General features: G+C 63.0%; 18 protein-coding genes. 10 read left to right on the top strand and 8 right to left on the bottom strand.

Annotation, left to right across the window (positions count from 1 at the left end):
* Positions 1–27: 27 nt before the first annotated feature.
* Entirely contained in the window at positions 28–1,329 is a 1,302-nt protein-coding gene (locus BLR69_RS09815; RefSeq protein WP_071493534.1) for a protein kinase, read from the bottom strand.
* 39 nt (positions 1,330–1,368) lie between these two features.
* Positions 1,369–2,463, bottom strand: coding sequence for a cell division protein ZapE (zapE, locus tag BLR69_RS09810; protein WP_071493479.1), 1,095 nt, complete (start codon positions 2,461–2,463; stop codon positions 1,369–1,371).
* A 215-nt stretch (positions 2,464–2,678) separates the two neighbouring features.
* On the opposite strand from zapE, the gene BLR69_RS09805 reads away from it, so the two are divergent.
* From BLR69_RS09805 to BLR69_RS09775, 7 genes are all read left to right on the top strand, one after another.
* On the top strand, positions 2,679–3,176 hold the full coding sequence (locus BLR69_RS09805; RefSeq protein ID WP_076955273.1) for a Csu type fimbrial protein: 498 nt from the start codon (positions 2,679–2,681) through the stop codon (positions 3,174–3,176).
* Positions 3,170–3,712, top strand: a complete 543-nt coding sequence (locus tag BLR69_RS09800; RefSeq protein WP_071493477.1) for a Csu type fimbrial protein — start codon at positions 3,170–3,172, stop codon at positions 3,710–3,712. Before BLR69_RS09805 ends, BLR69_RS09800 begins: the two co-directional genes overlap by 7 nt.
* An 18-nt stretch (positions 3,713–3,730) precedes the next feature.
* On the top strand, positions 3,731–4,273 hold the full coding sequence (locus tag BLR69_RS09795; protein WP_034107216.1) for a Csu type fimbrial protein: 543 nt from the start codon (positions 3,731–3,733) through the stop codon (positions 4,271–4,273).
* Between the two features lie 2 nt (positions 4,274–4,275).
* Positions 4,276–4,764 carry a Csu type fimbrial protein gene (locus BLR69_RS09790; protein WP_071493476.1) on the top strand — a complete coding sequence of 163 codons (489 nt, stop codon included), beginning with the start codon at positions 4,276–4,278 and terminating at the stop codon, positions 4,762–4,764.
* Between the two features lie 25 nt (positions 4,765–4,789).
* Positions 4,790–5,578, top strand: coding sequence for a fimbrial biogenesis chaperone (locus BLR69_RS09785; RefSeq protein WP_071493475.1), 789 nt, complete (start codon positions 4,790–4,792; stop codon positions 5,576–5,578).
* Between the two features lie 71 nt (positions 5,579–5,649).
* Positions 5,650–8,007 carry a fimbria/pilus outer membrane usher protein gene (locus tag BLR69_RS09780; protein ID WP_071493533.1) on the top strand — a complete coding sequence of 786 codons (2,358 nt, stop codon included), beginning with the start codon at positions 5,650–5,652 and terminating at the stop codon, positions 8,005–8,007.
* Positions 8,004–8,978 (top strand): Csu type fimbrial protein, encoded by a 975-nt coding sequence (locus tag BLR69_RS09775; RefSeq protein ID WP_071493474.1) that lies wholly within the window; start codon positions 8,004–8,006, stop codon positions 8,976–8,978. Before BLR69_RS09780 ends, BLR69_RS09775 begins: the two co-directional genes overlap by 4 nt.
* Here BLR69_RS09775 and BLR69_RS09770 read toward each other — a convergent pair.
* Both BLR69_RS09770 and BLR69_RS09765 read right to left on the bottom strand, forming a co-directional pair.
* Positions 8,975–9,712 carry an anti-sigma factor family protein gene (locus tag BLR69_RS09770; protein ID WP_071493473.1) on the bottom strand — a complete coding sequence of 246 codons (738 nt, stop codon included), beginning with the start codon at positions 9,710–9,712 and terminating at the stop codon, positions 8,975–8,977. The two genes, BLR69_RS09775 and BLR69_RS09770, sit on opposite strands and share 4 nt — an antisense overlap.
* The gene (locus BLR69_RS09765) at positions 9,709–10,215 is read right to left on the bottom strand and encodes an RNA polymerase sigma factor (RefSeq protein WP_071493472.1); all 507 of its coding nucleotides are present in this window, start codon (positions 10,213–10,215) and stop codon (positions 9,709–9,711) included. Before BLR69_RS09765 ends, BLR69_RS09770 begins: the two co-directional genes overlap by 4 nt.
* Positions 10,216–10,381: 166 nt before the next feature.
* Between BLR69_RS09765 and BLR69_RS09760 the strand changes: the two genes are divergently transcribed.
* The gene (locus BLR69_RS09760; protein WP_071493471.1) at positions 10,382–11,464 is read left to right on the top strand and encodes a catalase family peroxidase; all 1,083 of its coding nucleotides are present in this window, start codon (positions 10,382–10,384) and stop codon (positions 11,462–11,464) included.
* Complete coding sequence (locus BLR69_RS09755) at positions 11,461–12,000, top strand: cytochrome b (RefSeq protein ID WP_071493470.1); 540 nt, start codon at positions 11,461–11,463, stop codon at positions 11,998–12,000. Before BLR69_RS09760 ends, BLR69_RS09755 begins: the two co-directional genes overlap by 4 nt.
* 18 nt (positions 12,001–12,018) lie before the next feature.
* Here BLR69_RS09755 and BLR69_RS09750 read toward each other — a convergent pair whose 3' ends face one another.
* Entirely contained in the window at positions 12,019–13,170 is a 1,152-nt protein-coding gene (locus BLR69_RS09750; protein ID WP_071493469.1) for a M14 family metallopeptidase, read from the bottom strand.
* Positions 13,171–13,633: 463 nt separating this feature from the next.
* Positions 13,634–13,984, bottom strand: a complete 351-nt coding sequence (locus tag BLR69_RS09745) for a DUF6124 family protein (protein WP_071493468.1) — start codon at positions 13,982–13,984, stop codon at positions 13,634–13,636.
* A 132-nt stretch (positions 13,985–14,116) separates the two neighbouring features.
* Between BLR69_RS09745 and BLR69_RS09740 the strand changes: the two genes are divergently transcribed.
* On the top strand, positions 14,117–14,749 hold the full coding sequence (locus BLR69_RS09740; protein ID WP_071493467.1) for a LexA family protein: 633 nt from the start codon (positions 14,117–14,119) through the stop codon (positions 14,747–14,749).
* Here the strand turns inward: BLR69_RS09740 and BLR69_RS09735 are convergent.
* Together BLR69_RS09735 and BLR69_RS09730 are read right to left on the bottom strand one after the other, a co-directional pair.
* Positions 14,746–16,671 (bottom strand): acetyl/propionyl/methylcrotonyl-CoA carboxylase subunit alpha, encoded by a 1,926-nt coding sequence (locus BLR69_RS09735; RefSeq protein WP_071493466.1) that lies wholly within the window; start codon positions 16,669–16,671, stop codon positions 14,746–14,748. The genes BLR69_RS09740 and BLR69_RS09735 overlap by 4 nt on opposite strands.
* On the bottom strand, positions 16,668–17,474 hold the full coding sequence (locus tag BLR69_RS09730; protein ID WP_071493465.1) for a gamma-carboxygeranoyl-CoA hydratase: 807 nt from the start codon (positions 17,472–17,474) through the stop codon (positions 16,668–16,670). Before BLR69_RS09730 ends, BLR69_RS09735 begins: the two co-directional genes overlap by 4 nt.
* Between the last annotated feature and the right edge of the window lie 15 nt (positions 17,475–17,489).

Genomic DNA, 17,489 nt, shown 5'->3' with positions numbered 1-17,489 from the left:
AGGGGGCAAGCCTCCTCCCACATTGGCTCAGCGCAGTTGGATAGAGGCCAGGATGGCTTCGATCTCTTCGAATCCAGGCCGAGCCAGCACATCGGGCTGACAGCACCTTGCTTGTAGCGTCAGCCATTCACCGCTCACCTGTTCCTCAACCCGCTCCAGCAACTCCCCCAGCAAAATCCCGAACGCACGCACTTCAATACGCTGCAACGCCGTGGTTTCCACGGTGTCCGCCGTAGCATGGAACGATGCCGCGCCAAAGTCCCCGAGGAGGCAGTCACCCGCTTTATTCCACAGAATATTGTGGCCATACAGGTCGCCATGGGTGATGCCGTGCCGGTGCAGATGCGCCGCGACCGAGGCGATACCACGGGCGATGCGCAGCGCCACGTCAAGGCTGAAACGGGTGTCCGGCGTGTAGATATCCCGGGTGCACGACGCCAGGCTCGGCAGCGCCGCGAGGTTGCGGTAGCTCGGGTCGATCAGGTCCATCACCAGGGCGGCCTGGTCATCGGGGTGGCCGACCACGCGGCCTTCGACCTTGATCAGGTTGGGGTGCAACCCGGCGGCGATACAGGCCTGCATTTCGTGCAGCGGTGAGCCGTCGCTGGTGATGCTGCCCTTATAGAGCTTGACGGCGACGGGCGTGTTTGAGGGCGTCCATCGTGCTTTGCGGATCACGCCGGACGCGCCTTCGCCCAGTACTTCGGCCAGTTCCAGTTCGGACCAGGGAATGTCCGGCGTGGTGTCTTCACCCGCCACCGTCACAGCCATTTCCACCGGGTTCCCGGCGTAGGCCAGCCAGGTCAGGCTCGGCAGCGTCAACAGCCATTCCGGCAGGCGCGTGAAGCGGTTGGAGGCGATGCGCAGCAGTTCGAGGTTGTGGCAGTTGGCCAGGCTTTGCGGCAGGTGCGCCAGGTGGTTGCCGGCCAGCATCAGTTTTTGCAGCAATGGCCGTTCACCCAATGCCTCGGGCAGTGCGCTGACGCGGTTATCGGTCAGGATCAGCCAGCGCAACAGCGGCGGTAACGCGGCGGCGGGCACGTGGCTGATCTGGTTGGCCTTGAAGCCGATCATGCTCAGTTTGGCGCATTGGCCGAGGCAAGCCGGCAGTTCGGTGAACAGGTTGTCCGAACAGAACAGCACACGCAGGTGCGGCAGGCGGTGCAGGTCGTCGGGCAGGCTGCTCAGGGCATTGCCGCTGAGGTTGAGGATTTCCAGAGAGTCGGCCAGTTCGAAGATTTCCCGGGGGAATTCGGTCAGCCCGCAGGACAAGTCCAGGCGCGTGATGCCGGCCAATTGGCCGGCCTTGAGTTGGGCGAGGGTATTCATGAACGGCGCGGTCACTCGGCAAGAAGTCGTGGAAGGCGCTCATGATACCGGGTCGGGGGTGCGTTGCGGGGGGGCCTGCTGCAATTGTCCTAGACGGCTGGCGGTGCGGGCCAGGTCGATGGCCTGGCCGCTCAAGGCAATCTCGAGCGGCAGTTCGCCGATCAGTACCAGATGCTTGTCGCGGTCGTAAAGCACATCCACCAGGTTGATAAAGCGCTGCTGCACGGCAATCGGGCAGGTCGCCAGTTGAGGCAGGCCGTCGATGATCCAGTGGTCGTAGTCCTGGCACAGCAGCAGGTAGTCCATCACCGCCGTCAGTTGTTCGCACAGGTCGTTGAAGGTGAAGGCAATGCTGCGCCCTTCATGGCGGCGGCACATCAAGGTCCGATGGCCAACGCCTAGGGGGCGGGGCGGGCTGTCTGCGGCGGGCAGGTCGAGCGCCGCCCGCTGCCCCGGGGTGCCCGGCCACACGTAGTGACCGCAGGTGAAACGTTGCGCGCTCTGGGCCTGGGGCAGGCTGCGAAAGTCCTGGGGCGAACTGACTTCCAGCACCTCCATGCGCGCGGCGATCAGGTCGATCACCGGCTTGAAGCGCTCGTGGTACAGGGGGTTGGGCAGCAACCCTTGCGGCGCATAGTTGGACGTCACCAGCACCAGTACACCGCGCTCGAACAGGGCCTTGAACAGCCGTGTGATCAGCATGGCATCGCCGATATCATGGACGTGGAATTCGTCGAAACACAGCACCCGGCAGCCTGCCAACTGCTCATCGAGCGTCGCGGCCAGGGCATCGTCCTGCGCATGATGCGTGAACATGCCGCGATGCAGTTGGGCGAAAAAATCATGGAAGTGCACGCGCTGCTTCTCGGCGATCGGCAACGCCTGGAAGAACCCGTCCAGCAGCCAGCTTTTGCCGCGACCCACGGGGCCGTGGAGGTACAGGCTGCGGGCGGGCTGGCCGGCGAGCAGTTGTTGGGTTTCCCGGGCCAGGGCAGCAATGGCGCGGGTTTGACCGGTGCTCAGGGTGTAACCCTGTTGCGCGGCCTTTTGCTGAAAAAACGCGGGAATGGGCGAAGCGTCAAGGGGCCCGGGCTTTTGGCCGAGCAGGCGACGGATCAGGGAAAGCGCGGCCAATGCAAGTCACTCTGTATTTCGGTGGTTGCTCACTTTAGGACGCTCGTCGCGTTTTGACCAATAGAGAAGGGCGCTGCCAGCTATCTCGAAAAAGCATCTCGTGAAGGTAATCCTGTCCAGACTGGCAGTTTCTCGCTGAGTGACTAACCTCCTACACAGCAGTCACCCCTGTACAAGGATTTGGGGCAGTGAAGGGACGAGCAGTATTGGCAGTCATGGGCGCGATGCTCTGCAACACGGTTTACGGTGCACAGCTCCAGGTGGAGGTGCGTATCGACGTGCAGCGCGGTTGCCAGTTGGTGGGGACCACCCGCAGCGCTGGCATCGAGCAACTGGGCGTACTGGATTTCGGCAGCGGCCCGCGTCTGGATGACCCGGCCGGGCCCCTGAGTGCGGCGCTGATCAGCCAGCGCCAACCGCGGCTGGAGTGCAACCCCGACACGCCGTATCAGGTCCGCGTTGATGGCGGCCTGCATGGTGGCACCGGTGAAGTACGCTACCTCAGTGCTACCCCATCGACCCAACCCATTCCCTATCGCATCTATGCCGACGGGGCACGGCGCGTGCCGTTGCCGGTGGATGTGCCGCTCAGCGGCCGGGTGCCGGACGCAGGGTTCGTCAACCTGCCGCTCTATGGTCGCATCGAGCCACTCAAGGACATCCCCGCCGTCGGCCGCTACACCGACCTGCTCAAGGTGACGGTGACATGGTGAGCCGTTGCCTGGCCCTGGTGGCCATGGGCGGCCTGCTGGTGTTGGCAGACGACGTGCAGGCGGCTGTCGCCAGCGGGTTTATCCAGGCGCGGCTGGTGATCACCGCCAGTTGCGAAGTGAGCAAAGGCGTTGAGAGCGCGCCGGTGAACCCCACGGGCGGCACGGCGATGCTCGACTTCGGCAGTCAGGGTCCGACCTGGAACAACCCATTGGGTGCTGGCGTCACCGCTGGCGACAAGGCGCCCTTGGCGGTGTGGTGCAACCCCTCGGTCTCGAGCTTCACCGTGACCATCGACGGCGGCACCAACGGCGATGGCACTACCCGACGCCTGAGCAATGGGCGCCAGATGATTCCTTATCGACTGTCCGCCGACCCGCAGGGGCGCAGCACCTACAGCATCGGGCAGCAACGCAATTTTGTCGTGGCCAAGGGCACCCAGATACCGATCCCGGTATTTGGCTCCGTGGTGGCAAATACCAGTGCCTTACCGGCAGGGATCTACACCGACACGTTGACGGTGACACTGGACTGGTAACTCAAGAGGATGAAAACCATGCATGTACTTGTTTCGCGATTGGGTGTGTGTGCGCTGGGCCTGGCAATGGCCTCCAGCCTCAATGCCGCAACTACGGTGACCGGGCAGATCACCTCCAGCCTGATATTGATCGCCAGTTGCCAGGTCAACGGTTCGGGCGCGGCTACCGGGTTGAACTTCGGTAGCTTGAATTTCGGCACCACCAACAGCCTGTTCACCAACGCCGATGCCCAGTTGCTTGGCGGTACGGGTACCGGTGGCGCGTTGTCGATCCTGTGTTCTAGTGGCACTACGCCAGCGGTCAAGGTACGCGCCGGTGCCCATGATGGCGCGTCCCCCGGTGGCAGCCGTGCATTGGCCGACGGTGCGGGCAACTTCGTGCCCTACGATTTCTACACCGACAGCGGCCATTCCGCGCTGCTGGCGATTGACGGTGTGATCACCCTCGCCACCAGTACCGGCGTGGCGCAGACCGTCAACCTCTATGGTCGGGCGGTGGGCAAGGCGGGGCTGCCGGCAGGCACCTACACCGACACCGTGGCCGTGGAACTGACGTTCTAGCAATGTGGCTCAGAGCGTTGCTGGCCTGTGGGCTGGCGGTGCCGTTGCCGTTGTCGGCGGTGACCAGCCAGAGTTTCCAGGTGAGCGCGACCATCATCCCGGGCTGCCTGATCGTGGGCGGCAGCTCCAATTATGGTGCGCTGACCTATGGCAGTTATTCGGCCCTGGCCACCAGCACGGTCACGGCGGCGCTGACGGGGGGCGTGACCTTGCAGTGCACGCCGGGGGTGACGCTGAGCATGAGCGTCGACGGCGGGCAGCACAGCAGCACCGGGCGCAATCTGCAGCTCAATAGCGGTAGCGCGCGGGTGGCTTACCAGTTGTTTCAGGATGCGGCGTTCAGTCAGAGCCTGGGGATCGGCCAGAGCGTCAACGTGGCCTACAGCGATGCGAACAACATCAGCCTGCCGATCTACGGGCGGGTGCAATTGCCGGGCAATCAGCCTGGGGGGACATACAGCGACACGCTGCAGGTGCAGCTGACGTGGTAAGGCTATCGGTATAAGGAGTGGGGTTATGCGTTCACCATCCCGGCGGTTGTGGGCCGCGGGTATTGCCTTGAGTGCAGTGTGCACGGCGGGGCTTGTGCAGGCGGCCAGCTCGGTGCTGATCTGGCCCATCGACCCGGTGCTGGAGGCCGATCAACAGGCGAGCGCGCTGTGGCTGGAAAACCGTGGGACCGAAACCGCGAGCCTGCAGATTCGCGTGTTTGCCTGGAGCCAGCGTGGTTTCGAGGAGCAATACCAGAACCAGCGTGATGTGATCGGCAGCCCGCCCGTCGCGCGGATCGAGCCGGGGCAGAAACAATTGGTACGCCTGACCCGCACCCGCGAAGTACCACCGGGGCAAGAGTTGGCCTACCGCATCATCATCGATGAAATCCCTTCACCCTTGCAGGTGCCTACGCCGCCGGAAGGCAAGAACACCGCAGCGGCGATCCGCTTTCAGATGCGTTATTCGGTGCCGCTGTTCGCCTACGGCGCGGGCCTGTGGAACAAGGAGGACAGCACACGTCAGCGTGACCCCAAGGGCGCGGGCAAACCGGATTTGAGCTGGCACAAGGTCACGGTAGCAGGGCGCGACTACATCGAAGTGCGCAACCAGGGCGCTGTGCATGCGCGCCTGACCGATGCCGCATTCAAGCAGGGCGGGCAGACACGCCCCTTGGTGGATGGCCTGTTGGGCTACGTGCTGCCGGGCGCCAGCATGCGCTGGCCGGTGCCGCAAGCGCTGTCGGCAGACCAGCCGCTGCAGGTCAGGGTCAACGGCGCACCGCAGTTGGAGAGCCTCGCGCCGCAGCGGTAACAAGCCGGTAACGGGGCAGGAACGCCCCGGGATTTAAACGGATGGAGATGTCCATTGAAGGACACAACGCCATGGTGAGTCGTGGTCTGGCTCGCAGTCTATGGCTGTCGGTGGTGGGCGGGCTGGGCGGTGCAATGGTTGCGCTTCCGGGCGTGGCTGGCGACCTGCCTCCGCCCCCGAGCAGTATGGAGGCTGTCGCCGATGCACAGTTGTTTCTGGAGCTGGTGGTCAATCAGATGGACACCGGCCGCGTTATCGCGGTCGATCAACGGGCCGGGCAACTCTATGTGCCGGCCAGCGCGCTGCAGGACGTGGGCATGAAGCTGCCCGGCGAATTGAGCGGCAGCGTGGCGCTGGACACGATCCCCGGCCTGCACAGCGATTACGACAGCAACGGCCAGCGCCTGCTGCTGGATGTGCCGCCGTCGTGGCTGAAGGAACAATTTATCGGCAACCGCAACACCTACCCGCGCACCCAGGCAATGAGCAGCTTTGGCGCTTTGCTCAACTATGACCTGTATTTCAACGACACAGACGAAGGCGGCAGCTACCTCGCCGCCTGGAACGAAGTGCGACTGTTCGATCACTGGGGCACCTTGTCCAATACCGGCCAGTACCGCCAGACCTTGGCCGACGGCGTCAGCAGCAGTACGTTCAACAACGGCTACCGGCGCTATGACACTACCTGGCGCTTCTCCGATGATGAGCGGCTGCTGACCTACGAAGCCGGTGACGTGATCAGCGGCGCCTTGCCCTGGAGCAGTTCGGTGCGCCTCGGCGGTGTGCAGTTCTCGCGGGACTTCGCGGTGCGTCCGGACCTGGTGACTTACCCCCTGCCGCAATTTGCCGGTGAGGCCGCGGTGCCGTCGTCGGTGGACCTGTTTATCAATGGCTACAAATCCGATAGCGCGCAGTTGCAACCGGGGCCCTACACCCTGACCAACGTGCCGTTTATCAACGGAGCGGGCGAAGCGGTGGTGGTGACGACTGACGCCCTGGGTCGCCAGGTGTCGACCACCGTGCCGTTCTATGTGACCAGCACCCTGTTGCAAAAAGGCCTGACGGATTTTTCGGTGGCCGCCGGCACCTTGCGCCGGGAGTACACCCTGAAGGACTTCGCCTACGGCCCCGGCGTGGCGAGCGGTACCTTTCGTTATGGTTATTCCGACAATTTGACCCTGGAGAGCCATGCCGAAGCCTCCACCGACCTGACGCTGGGCGGCCTGGGTGGCAACCTGCGGCTGGGCAACCTCGGCGTGCTCAATGCCGCCGTCAGCCAAAGCCGATTTGAAGGGCGTAGCGGCCAGCAACTGAGCCTGGGGTATCAGTACAACAGCACGCGCTACAGCCTGTCCTATCAGCGGGTGGAACGACACGACGAGTACGCCGACCTGACCCTGGTCGACACCGCTTACGCGAGCCTCAGCAAACGCAGCGAGCAGGTGACCCTGAGCCTCAACCTTGAGCGTTTCGGCAGCCTGGGCATGGGCTATTTCGACGTGCAGGCGGCGGACGATTCGCGCACGCGGCTGCTCAACCTGAGCTGGAGCAAACCGCTGTGGCGCAATACCAGTTTCTACCTGTCGGCCAACCGCGAGATCGGCGACAGCAATTGGGCGATGCAGGCGCAATTGGTGATTCCGTTCGACCTCAACGGCAGCCTGGCCTTGAGCACCGAGCGCAGCAAGGACGGCGCCAGTCGCCAGCGCCTCAATTACAGCAGCGCGGTGCCCAGCGAGGGCGGGGTGGGCTACAACCTCGGTTATGCCCAGGGCGATGGCGCGGCGTATCGGCAGGCCGACCTGACCTGGCGCTTGCAGTCGGTGCAGCTGCAGGCCGGCGTGTACGGCAGCAGCGATGCCGAGACTCGCTGGGCGGATGCCAGCGGCTCGCTGGTGTGGATGGGTGGCGACACCTTTGCCGCCAACCGTATCAGTGATGCCTTTGTGGTAGTGAGTACCCAGGGTTTCGCCGGTATCCCGGTGCGCTACGAGAACCAGCTGGTGGGCGAAACCGACCGTAATGGGCATCTCCTGGTGCCGTGGAGCAGCGCGTACTACCGCGCCAAGTACGAAATCGATCCGCTGAACCTGCCGCTCAATGTGCAGAGCCCGAATGTGGAACAACGTGTGTCGGTGCGCCGTGGCAGTGGCTACCTGCTGGAGTTTCCATTGCGCCGGGTACTCGCGGCGAGCGTTACCCTGGTGGACACCCAGCATCAGGAATTGCCCTTGGGCAGCCTGGTGGTGCACGAGCAAAGCAACCAGCAGGCGGTGGTTGGCTGGGACGGCCTGGTGTACCTGGAGAACCTCTCGGCGCATAACACCTTGCAGGTCACGCTGGGTGAAGGGCGTACGTGCCAGGCGCGATTCGAGGTCGACGAGCAGCAACAAGGCGTGCCGCTGATCGGGCCGTTGGTGTGCCAATGAGACGCGTGGGCTGGCTGCCGCTCCTCGGGATGGTGTGCTCGGGGCAGGCAATGGCGCTGTGTTCGACGGTGGCGACGGCCCCGGTGAGTTTTGGCTCGGTGAGTTCGATCAACGTACGCACCACGACGCAAAACAGTTCGACCCTCAACGGCGGGTTGAGCTGCACCGCTTCACTGATTGCCCTCGGCACCAGTGACCACTTCTATGCCACGATCACCTCGACCACCAGCGGCATGGTCGGCCCCACGGGGGATGTGATCGGTTATACGCTGTATGGCAATAACACCACCACGTTCCCTATTACACGCGGGCTCCAGTTCGATTTCGGCCCCAATGGCATTGCGACAAGCGCGGGGCTTTTGACGGGGCCGGGCAGCAAGAACCTGCCGCTTTACGTGGGCAGTATTACCGGGACCAATGTGGCGGCCGGGGTGTATACCGAAGTCCTCAGCGTTGCATGGACCTGGGATTATTGCATTGGCCTGGGGGTGGGTAACTTGTGCGTATTGCGCGACAAGAACCTGACTCCCCAAGTCAAGCTCCTGACCGTGAGCATGACCGTCACCAATGACTGCCAGATCACCGCGCCCAATATCAGTTTTGGCAGTGCGCCCGTTATCAGCGGGTTCACCGCTGTCACCGGCCAGACCATCAGTGTTTCCTGCACCAAGGGCAGTGCCTACAGCGTGGGCCTGAGCGACGGCCAGAACGCTGTCAGTGTGGGCGGGCGGCGGCGCATGATCTCAGGCACCAACTACCTGGCCTACGACATCTTCAAAAGCGCCGGCACCACGCGCTGGGGCAGCGTGGGCGCGGCGCGGCGCGACAGTTCCAGCGCCGAGGTCAACCCCGGCAATGGCCTGGGTATCGGCAGCCAGGTGTTCAACTACAACGCCAGGATCTACACCGATCAAACCACACCGCCCGCCGGCACCTACCTCGACAACGTGGTACTCGACGTGGGTTTCTAGAACTTCAACATCGCCGGGGTGGGCTGATCTGCCGGGCTGACCACCGCATAGTTGTAGCCGGCACCGGACCAGTACTGGGCCTGCAAGCCATCGGCACTGCGGCTGCCACGCGGCAGGAAGCCGTTTTCCGGGCCTGGCGGGCGGATGTAGAAGCTGATGCGCCGCCCTTGCGGGTCTTCGTACAGCACCATGGCGGCGGCGCCTTGCTCGGTGGTGAGCAAGCGCCCGCTGACCGGCGTGAAGCCCGACGCGCTCAGGTCAGGCAGGCGGTGGGCCTGGTTGAAATAGCGGTCGAGCCAGGCCTGCATCGTGCCGCCGCCCTGGCCTTTGTAGTCGGCCTGCATGATGCCGTCCTGGGCAAACAAGCGGAACGCCTGCATCGCATCGGCCATCGGCAGTTGGGCCGGCTGGCTGACTTCACGGGCGTGCCAGCCGCCGACACCGCCGAGGCTGACAGCGATCAGCAGCACGGCTGCCGTGGCGAAGTGGCGGCGTGATTGACGCTTGATACGCTGGCGGATCAGCGCCGGGTCCAGGTCCGGGTTGGCCGGTTGCTGCAGGGCACCGCCCAACGCGGCACGCAGCAACTGCGCGTCGTGCTGCCAGGCGTGGACCTGGGCGGCAACGTCCTGGTGCGCCGCCAGGTAGGTTTCAACGATACGGCGATCACTCTCCAGCAGTTGGTGATCGACGTAGGCATGCAAATCGCGTTCGCTGGGGGGCAGGCTGATCATTTGAGTATCCGCAGGGAAGGGCTGGCAATTTCGCCATCACTGAGTTGACGCAGGGCTTGGCGCGCCCGGGACAGGCGTGACATCACCGTGCCGAGGGGCACATCGAGGATCTCGGCGACTTCCTTGTAGCTCAAGCCTTCGACCGAGACCCACAGCAGCAGGGCGCGCTGCTCGGTGTTGAGCTGATCGAAGGCTTGCAGGGTCGATTGGGCGATCACCGTGCGTTCAACCGACGGCTGCGCATCGTCACGCCCGGTAAAGAATTCCAGCATGCGCGCATAGCGCCGGGTGCGGCGGTGGGCATCGAGGAATTGCCGGTAGAGGATCGAGAACAACCAGGCGCGCAAGTCGCCTTCGACACGTTTATCGGCCCAACTGATGATCGCCCGCTCCAGGGTCGACTGCACCAGGTCGTCGGCGCTGCTGGCGTTACGGGTCAGGGACACGGCAAAGCGCCGCAGCCTGGGGATGAGTTCACGTAACGGTTCGTCGAGTTCATGCATGGGAATCTGGCTGGTCACTACGCTGGGATTAGAGAGACGTGCGCCGTTGAGGGTTATTCCCCGTGCGTGAAAATAAATCCAGGGCCAGGGAATAGAGCCGATCGGCGTTCGTCTCAATGCTCCGACCTTATGTTCACCCCTAAGGCCTTTGGCCTGGAGTTCCTTCATGGTAGATCACTCATCACCGCCCCGTCCTCCGTTGAGCATCGCGAGCCTGATCGCGCGCCTGGCGGGTATCGGTGCCGTGGTTGCGGTTGTGGCGGGGGCCTTTGCCTACGTCAACGGCACCCTCGACCCACAGCGCCTGCGTCCTAAAACCCTGGTCAACGCGCTGGAAACCAACAATGGCGTGCACCCGGGTTTTCGGCGTAACCATGCCAAAGGCATCTGCGTCGCCGGGTATTTCGAGAGCACGCCCGAAGCCCGCACCTATTCCAGTGCCCAAGTGTTCAGCGAGGCCAAGACCCCAATGATCGGCCGCTTTGCCTTGCCCAGCGGTAACCCTTACGCGCCCGACAGCAGTGTGCCGATCCGCAGTTTTGCCGTGCAGTTCACCCAGGCCAACGGCCAGCAATGGCGCACCGGCATGAACAGCATGCCGGTGTTCCCGGTGGGCACGCCCGAGGCGTTCTACCAGATGCTAAAGGCCGGTGCTCCGGAGCCCGCTACCGGCAAGCCGAACCCGGCGAGCATGCCGGCGTTTTTTGCTGCCCACCCCGAGACCGCGCCGTTCATGGCGTGGGTCAAGACTGCCAAGCCTTCGGCCAGTTATGCGACTGAAACCTACAACGGTATCAACGCGTTTTACCTGGTAGGGGCCGATGGCAAGCGCCAGGCCGTGCGCTGGGGTGTGGTGCCGCAGAGTCAGGACGCGGCGGGCGACGTCGCCCCGGCGGGGAGTGATTACCTGGAAAAAGACCTGGTCCAGCGCCTGGCTACCGGGCCGTTGCGCTGGCAGTTGAACATGACCCTGGCCAACCCGGGTGACCCACTGGACGATGCGAGCAAGGCCTGGACTGGCGAGCATAAAGTCATCAATGCCGGGACCCTGGTGCTGCAAAGTAGCCAGCCGCAGGCGGACGGTGATTGCCGCGACATCAACTTCGACCCGCTGATTCTGCCCAGTGGCATCGAAGCGTCCAATGACCCGTTGCTGGCGGCACGTTCGGCGGCGTATGCCAGTTCCTACCTGCGTCGCGCCGGTGAAGTCGGCCCGTTGCACAGCGCCCCTCAGGAGTCGAAGCCATGAATGCCCAACCACGGTTTTTTGCCCCGCTGGCGCGTTTGCTGCACTGGCTGATGGCGCTGATGATCATCGCCATGCTGTTTATCGGTGCGGGCCTGGCGGCGTCTGTCTCGGAGCGGCATGAGTGGTTGATCCACCTGCACAAGCCGCTGGGCATCGCGATTCTGGCGCTGGTGATCGTGCGCCTGATGGTGCGTTTCGCCACCCGTCAGCCACCATTGCCCACCGACTTGCCACTGTGGCAAGTGTTGGCGGCCAAGGCGTCCCATGTGCTGCTGTATGCCTTGATGCTGGTATTGCCGCTGCTGGGCTGGGCGATGATTTCGGCGGCGGGCGACCCGGTGATGCTCGGCAGTTCGGTGCAACTGCCGGCACTGGTGGGCGCGGATGCGCCGTTGTTCGCGGTGCTGCGCAAGGCCCACGGTTATCTCGCCTACCTGCTGTTCCTGACGGTGCTGTTGCACCTGGCGGCGGCGTTGTTCCATGGGTTGATCCGCCGCGACGGCGTGTTGCAGAGCATGACCGGCACCCAAGAGTGATGCCGGTGGGAGAGGGCGTCAGCGCAGCACGTTGACGATATCGGCCACCGTGCTCAGCACGTCCTTGCCCAACTGCTTGGAGCGCTCGCCGGACCAGCCGGTCTTCGGGTTGGGCGCGTCGTCGTTGTCCTTGAAGGGCATTTCCAGGGTCAGGGACAGGCAGTCGTATTTCTGGCCTACCGCGTTGCACGCCAGGGTCATGTTGGCTTCGCCCGGCAGGTGGCGGGTGTAGCCGTGGGTGGTCTGGAAGTCGCGGGTCAGGGCGCTCAAGTGGCTGCGGAAATGTTTTTCCAATGCCTCGATGCGTGGGGTGTACCCCGGGTTGCCTTCGCAGCCGGCGGTGAAGACGTAGGGGATTTCCTCGTCGCCGTGGATATCGAGAAACAGGTCGACGCCGTACTTTTCCATCTGTTGCTGGACGAACAATACCTCCGGGCTGATCTCCTGGCTGGCGCTCTGCCAGGCGCGATTGAGGTCCTGGCCCATGGCGTTGGTGCGCAGGTGGCCGTGGAAGGCACCGTCCGGGTTCATGTTGGGCACCAGGTACAGGTCGGCAGCTTTCAGCAGTTTTTTCAGCTCGGCGTCACCGTCCTGTTGCAGGCGTTCGATGATGCCTTCCATGAACCATTCGGCCATGTGCTCGCCGGGATGCTGTTGGGCGATGATCCAGATCTTGCGCCGACCTTCGCCGCCTTTGCCGCGACGCAGCAGTTGGATGTCACGGCCTTCGGCACTTTTGCCGGTGGCCAGCAACTGGGTATTGGCGCGACTCAGGGCCTGCTCGATCAGCCAGTCGTGGCGCTCACGGCTATAGGGTTCGAAATAGGCGAACCAGGCTAGCTTCTCACGGGTTTCCAAACTGATATGCAGGATTTCCCCATCGAAGCGCGACGGCACCCGGAACCAATTGACGTGGTCATAGGAGGCCACGGCGTTGTAGCCGCTCCACGCGTGTGGGTAGGACGATTTACCCGCGTTGCTCAGGCGAAAGGTGTGGGTATGACCCACGTGCATGCCTTCGGCCTTGAAGTGGAACCATTGGTAATGTGGGCTGCGTGTGTCGGGTTTGATGGCCAGCAATAACTGATAGGCGTCGTGGGCATCCAGTACCTGGATATTGCCACTGTCGAAGTCGGTGCTGATCCTGATGGAGGTCAAGGCCACGGTCATAGTCTGGTTGCCTGAATATGAGTGTTGTGGCGGCTATCTTACACAGGAGTCTGGTAAAGACTGGACGCAAAATTGTTGCGAAGGGGAGGGGGCGTCTTCCTTGACGCAGCAGCAGCTTAGAATCTATGAGATTGATTCTCAAGCGCTATTTCGCAAAGATCTGGGCTAGAGCGGTCGGCTGGCTTTCTTTTGGCGATGGTCTTTTGCTACCATGCGCGCCATCAAGCAACACAGTCTTCATTAGCCTGAAGCCATGCCAGGGAAACTGGCAAAAAAAAGACCCGGCCAAAGAGCCGGGTCAAAAACCGTGATTAGCCTGATGAGGAGATATTCCAAGAGTCCGACCTAAGGTCCCTTGGTCTATCGACTGATCTCGTGATCAGCTGGGTCCAATAATAATCATTATCATTTGCAAGTCAAATGTTTTTATCCCCTGGATAGAAATATTTTTCCTTCGCGCCTGTCATCCGTTCGCCTGAGCCTCCGGCGCCTGCAACGATCGCTCTACCATCGCCTTCGCCATATCGATCAAATACACCACCGAAAACGCCAGGTCCCGATGATTGCCCTGATGGCTGCTCGCTGACTCATAGGCCGTGGCTGCAGCGCTGCGCAACAGATCCGAGGCGTGCACCAGGGCTTCTTCACGGCCAATGCCCGGCTTGATGGCAAACAGGGCCTCGCCAGGGGCTGATTCCGACATATCTTCTTTCAAGTAAAAGTCCAATGCGCGCTTGGCGGCGCCACTGCTGCGCAGGTCGTGCAGCTCGGTGTCTTCGGGGATTTCAGGTAGCAGATACGGGCTTGTCGTCATAAGGGGCGGTACTCTGGGGTGGGTGTCGAAAACCTTATGCCCGATGATAGTACGTATCGTATTTATGTCGTTTTATGGATTACTACAAACTGTTTATTGCCCTGGAAACTGCGTGACGTATTGTCAGCGCCCATGGATAACTGGATCGCGTTGGTCAAGGCCAATATGGAAGACCGCAAGGTCACACAGGGTGAACTGGCTGAGCGCCTGGGCATGTCCCAGAGCGGTGTCGGCCATTGGCTCAACAAGCGCCGTGCGCCGAGCCTGGTGGACATGAATCGGGTGCTGGCGGCGCTGGGGCTGGGCTACCTGGAAGTCGCGCTGGATATCCGCGAGCGGGTCGATGAGCCGCCTGCGGAGAAAAACTACAACCCGTATTTCCGCTATCCGGTCAGCGACTGGAAAGGGCTGTGCGAATTGCGTGAGCCGCGAACACCTTACGGCGCTTCCCGCTTCGAGCTGACGGATTACCACGCCCGGGGCGAAGCCTTCTGGCTGCCGGTCACCGGCGACGCCATGACCGCACCCAGTGGCCTGAGCATCAGTGCGGGCATGATGATCCTGGTGGACCCGGCCATTGCCGCCGAGCCCGGTAAATTGGTAGTGGCCCAGTGGGTTGGGAGCCCCCAGGCGACCTTTCGCCAGTTGCTGGAAGAGAGCGGCCAGCGTTACCTGGTGCCGCTCAATCCCACCTACCCGAAGCAGTTGTTGACCGACGATTGCCGGCTGCTGGGCGTCGTCGTACAGGCCACGGCAAAGTTTTAACCCGCCGTTTCGAGCTCCACCAATGCGCAACCTTCGGCAACCATTTCGCCTTCCTGGCAGAACAGTGCCTTGACCACCCCGGCCTGGGGCGCACGGATGCTGTGTTCCATTTTCATCGCTTCCAGCACTACCAGTTGCGCGCCGGCTTCCACCGGTTGGCCCACCTCCACCAGCACCCGTACGATGCTGCCGTTCATCGGCGCTGTCAGCCCACCCTGGTGCGACTGGTTGGCCTCGACTGCCGCAATCGGATCGAACAGTGTGACGCCATGCATCTCGCCGTCCCAACGCAGATACACCGTGGGGTCATGGCGTACCGCCAGATGGCTGCGACGCACGCCCTGTTGTTCGATCAGCAACTGTTCGCCCCGCAACTGTGGCGCCTGGGCGGCCAGCGTCACCAGTCGGTCCTGGCCATCGCAACTCAAATGCAGCGACACCTCGGCAGGCAGCCCGGCGCGAAAGCCGTGCCTATCCGCCCACGGTCCCTCACCCGGCGGCAGGCTCTGAACAAAGGCCGCGCCAGCCGCCTGCCAAAACTCATCACTTAGCTCTCTTGGGGCCGGCAGCAATTCATCCTGATAACGCGGAATAAACCCGGTATCCAACTCGGCCGCCGCAAATGCCGGATGCCCGATAATGCGCCGCAGAAAACCCAGGTTGGTCTTGAGGCCGCCGATGGCAAACTCATCCAGCATGCCCAGCAACCGCAGTCGCGCCTGTTCACGGTCCTCGCCCCAGGCAATCAGCTTGCCGAGCATGGGGTCATAGAACGGCGAGACGTTGTCACCCTGCTCGACACCGCTGTCCACACGGCGTCCCGGGCCTGGTGCGGATTCACGGTACAGCGCCAGGTGCCCGGTGGCGGGCAGGAAGTCATTGGCCGGGTCCTCGGCATACAGCCGCACTTCGATCGCATGGCCGACCAGCGGCACCTGTTCCTGGGTGATCGGCAGCGCCTCGCCCTGGGCGACACGAATCTGCCAGGCCACCAGATCCAGGCCGGTAATCGCCTCGGTGACCGGGTGTTCCACCTGCAGTCGCGTGTTCATCTCCATGAAGAAAAACTCACCGCGCGCGTCCAGCAAGAATTCCACGGTGCCCGCACCGACATACCCGATGGCCAGGGCCGCACGCACGGCCGCCTCGCCCATGGCCTTGCGTTGTTCAACACTCAACCCCGGTGCCGGTGCTTCCTCGACGACCTTCTGGTGGCGACGCTGGATCGAGCAATCCCGTTCGTTGAGGTACAGGCAGTGCCCATGCTGATCGGCAAACACCTGGATCTCCACATGACGTGGCTTGAGCAGGTATTTCTCCACCAGCATCTGCCCATTGCCGAAAGACGACAGCGCCTCACGCTGGGCCGAGGCCAGCGCTTCGGCCAACTGGCTGACGTCCTCGACCACCTTCATGCCCTTGCCGCCACCACCGGCGGTGGCCTTGAGCAGCACGGGGTAGCCAATGCGCTCGCAGGCGGCGCGGAAAGTGTCCAGGTCCTGGGCTTCGCCGTGATAACCCGGCACCAGGGGCACACCGGCGGTTTCCATCAGCGCCTTGGCGGCCGACTTGCTGCCCATGGCATCGATGGCGGAGGCGGGCGGCCCGAGGAAGATCAACCCGGCGGCTTCAATCGCACGGGCAAACCCGGCGTTTTCCGACAGAAAACCGTACCCCGGGTGGATCGCCTGGGCGCCACTGGCCTGGGCGGCGGCGATCAGCTTGTCGATTTGCAGGTAACTGTCGGTAGCTTTGCTGCCGCCCAGGTCGACACGAATATCCGCCTCACGGCTGTGGCGTGCATCGCGGTCGATGGCGCTGTGCACCGCGACGGTAGTCAGGCCCATGGCCTTGGCGGTGCGCATCACGCGGCAGGCGATCTCGCCACGGTTGGCTACCAGCAGGGTCGTCAATGTACTCATGAACGCGGCTCCTGGGGCTGCCAGCTCGGTGGACGTTTTTGCAGGAAAGCGCGCAAGCCTTCCTGGCCTTCGGCGCTGACCCGGATGCGCGCAATGGCGTTTTCGCAGTAGCGACGCAGCGCCGGGGTGAGGGCACCGTTGCCCACTTCGCGCAGCAAGTCTTTGCTGGCGCGCATCGCCGCCGGGCTGTTTTGCAGCAGGTTGGCAATCCACTGTTCGACTTGATCATCCAACTCGCCAAGGGGATAACTCTCCGCCAGCAAGCCGATGTCGCGCGCGCGCTGGCCGCCAAAGCGTTCGGCGGTCAGGGCATAGCGCCGCGCCGCACGTTCGCCGATGGCCTGTACCACGAACGGGCTGATCACCGCTGGCGCCAGGCCGATGCGCACTTCCGACAGGCAGAACTGCGCATCATCGGCGCCAATCGCCATGTCGCAGCAACTGATCAAGCCCAGCGCACCGCCGTAGGCCGCGCCTTGCACCACCGCCAGGGTCGGGATTTTCAGTTTGGCCAGGTTGTACATCAGCTCCGCGAGTTCGCGGGCATCGTCCAGGTTGGTGTGGTAGTCCAGTTCTGCCGACTGCTGCATCCAGGCCAGGTCGGCGCCGGCGCTGAAGTGCTTGCCGCGCCCGCGCAGGACCAGGAAGCGCAGGGACGGATCGCCTTGTACCCGGTCGAGGGCGATGATCAGTTCGCGGATCATCTCGGCGTTGAACGCGTTGTTCTTGTCTTCACGACTGAGCCACAGCGTGGCAAAGCCACGGGGGTCGGTGATCAGTTCGAGGGTGTTGAAATCGCTCATGGGGTACAGCTCCAT

The sequence above is a fragment of the Pseudomonas azotoformans genome (assembly GCF_900103345.1).
Taxonomy (GTDB): domain Bacteria; phylum Pseudomonadota; class Gammaproteobacteria; order Pseudomonadales; family Pseudomonadaceae; genus Aquipseudomonas; species Aquipseudomonas azotoformans.
This window is presented reverse-complemented; position numbering and strand designations above follow the sequence as displayed.

Coding starts and splice junctions, on each gene's coding strand:
- BLR69_RS09815 (WP_071493534.1), bottom strand. CDS start 1,329: ATGAATACCCTCGCCCAACTCAAGGCCGGCCAATTGGCCGGCATCACG.
- BLR69_RS09805 (WP_076955273.1), top strand. CDS start 2,679: ATGGGCGCGATGCTCTGCAACACGGTTTACGGTGCACAGCTCCAGGTG.
- BLR69_RS09800 (WP_071493477.1), top strand. CDS start 3,170: ATGGTGAGCCGTTGCCTGGCCCTGGTGGCCATGGGCGGCCTGCTGGTG.
- BLR69_RS09795 (WP_034107216.1), top strand. CDS start 3,731: ATGCATGTACTTGTTTCGCGATTGGGTGTGTGTGCGCTGGGCCTGGCA.
- BLR69_RS09790 (WP_071493476.1), top strand. CDS start 4,276: ATGTGGCTCAGAGCGTTGCTGGCCTGTGGGCTGGCGGTGCCGTTGCCG.
- BLR69_RS09785 (WP_071493475.1), top strand. CDS start 4,790: ATGCGTTCACCATCCCGGCGGTTGTGGGCCGCGGGTATTGCCTTGAGT.
- BLR69_RS09780 (WP_071493533.1), top strand. CDS start 5,650: ATGGTGAGTCGTGGTCTGGCTCGCAGTCTATGGCTGTCGGTGGTGGGC.
- BLR69_RS09775 (WP_071493474.1), top strand. CDS start 8,004: ATGAGACGCGTGGGCTGGCTGCCGCTCCTCGGGATGGTGTGCTCGGGG.
- BLR69_RS09770 (WP_071493473.1), bottom strand. CDS start 9,712: ATGATCAGCCTGCCCCCCAGCGAACGCGATTTGCATGCCTACGTCGAT.
- BLR69_RS09765 (WP_071493472.1), bottom strand. CDS start 10,215: ATGCATGAACTCGACGAACCGTTACGTGAACTCATCCCCAGGCTGCGG.
- BLR69_RS09760 (WP_071493471.1), top strand. CDS start 10,382: ATGGTAGATCACTCATCACCGCCCCGTCCTCCGTTGAGCATCGCGAGC.
- BLR69_RS09755 (WP_071493470.1), top strand. CDS start 11,461: ATGAATGCCCAACCACGGTTTTTTGCCCCGCTGGCGCGTTTGCTGCAC.
- BLR69_RS09750 (WP_071493469.1), bottom strand. CDS start 13,170: ATGACCGTGGCCTTGACCTCCATCAGGATCAGCACCGACTTCGACAGT.
- BLR69_RS09745 (WP_071493468.1), bottom strand. CDS start 13,984: ATGACGACAAGCCCGTATCTGCTACCTGAAATCCCCGAAGACACCGAG.
- BLR69_RS09740 (WP_071493467.1), top strand. CDS start 14,117: ATGGATAACTGGATCGCGTTGGTCAAGGCCAATATGGAAGACCGCAAG.
- BLR69_RS09735 (WP_071493466.1), bottom strand. CDS start 16,671: ATGAGTACATTGACGACCCTGCTGGTAGCCAACCGTGGCGAGATCGCC.
- BLR69_RS09730 (WP_071493465.1), bottom strand. CDS start 17,474: ATGAGCGATTTCAACACCCTCGAACTGATCACCGACCCCCGTGGCTTT.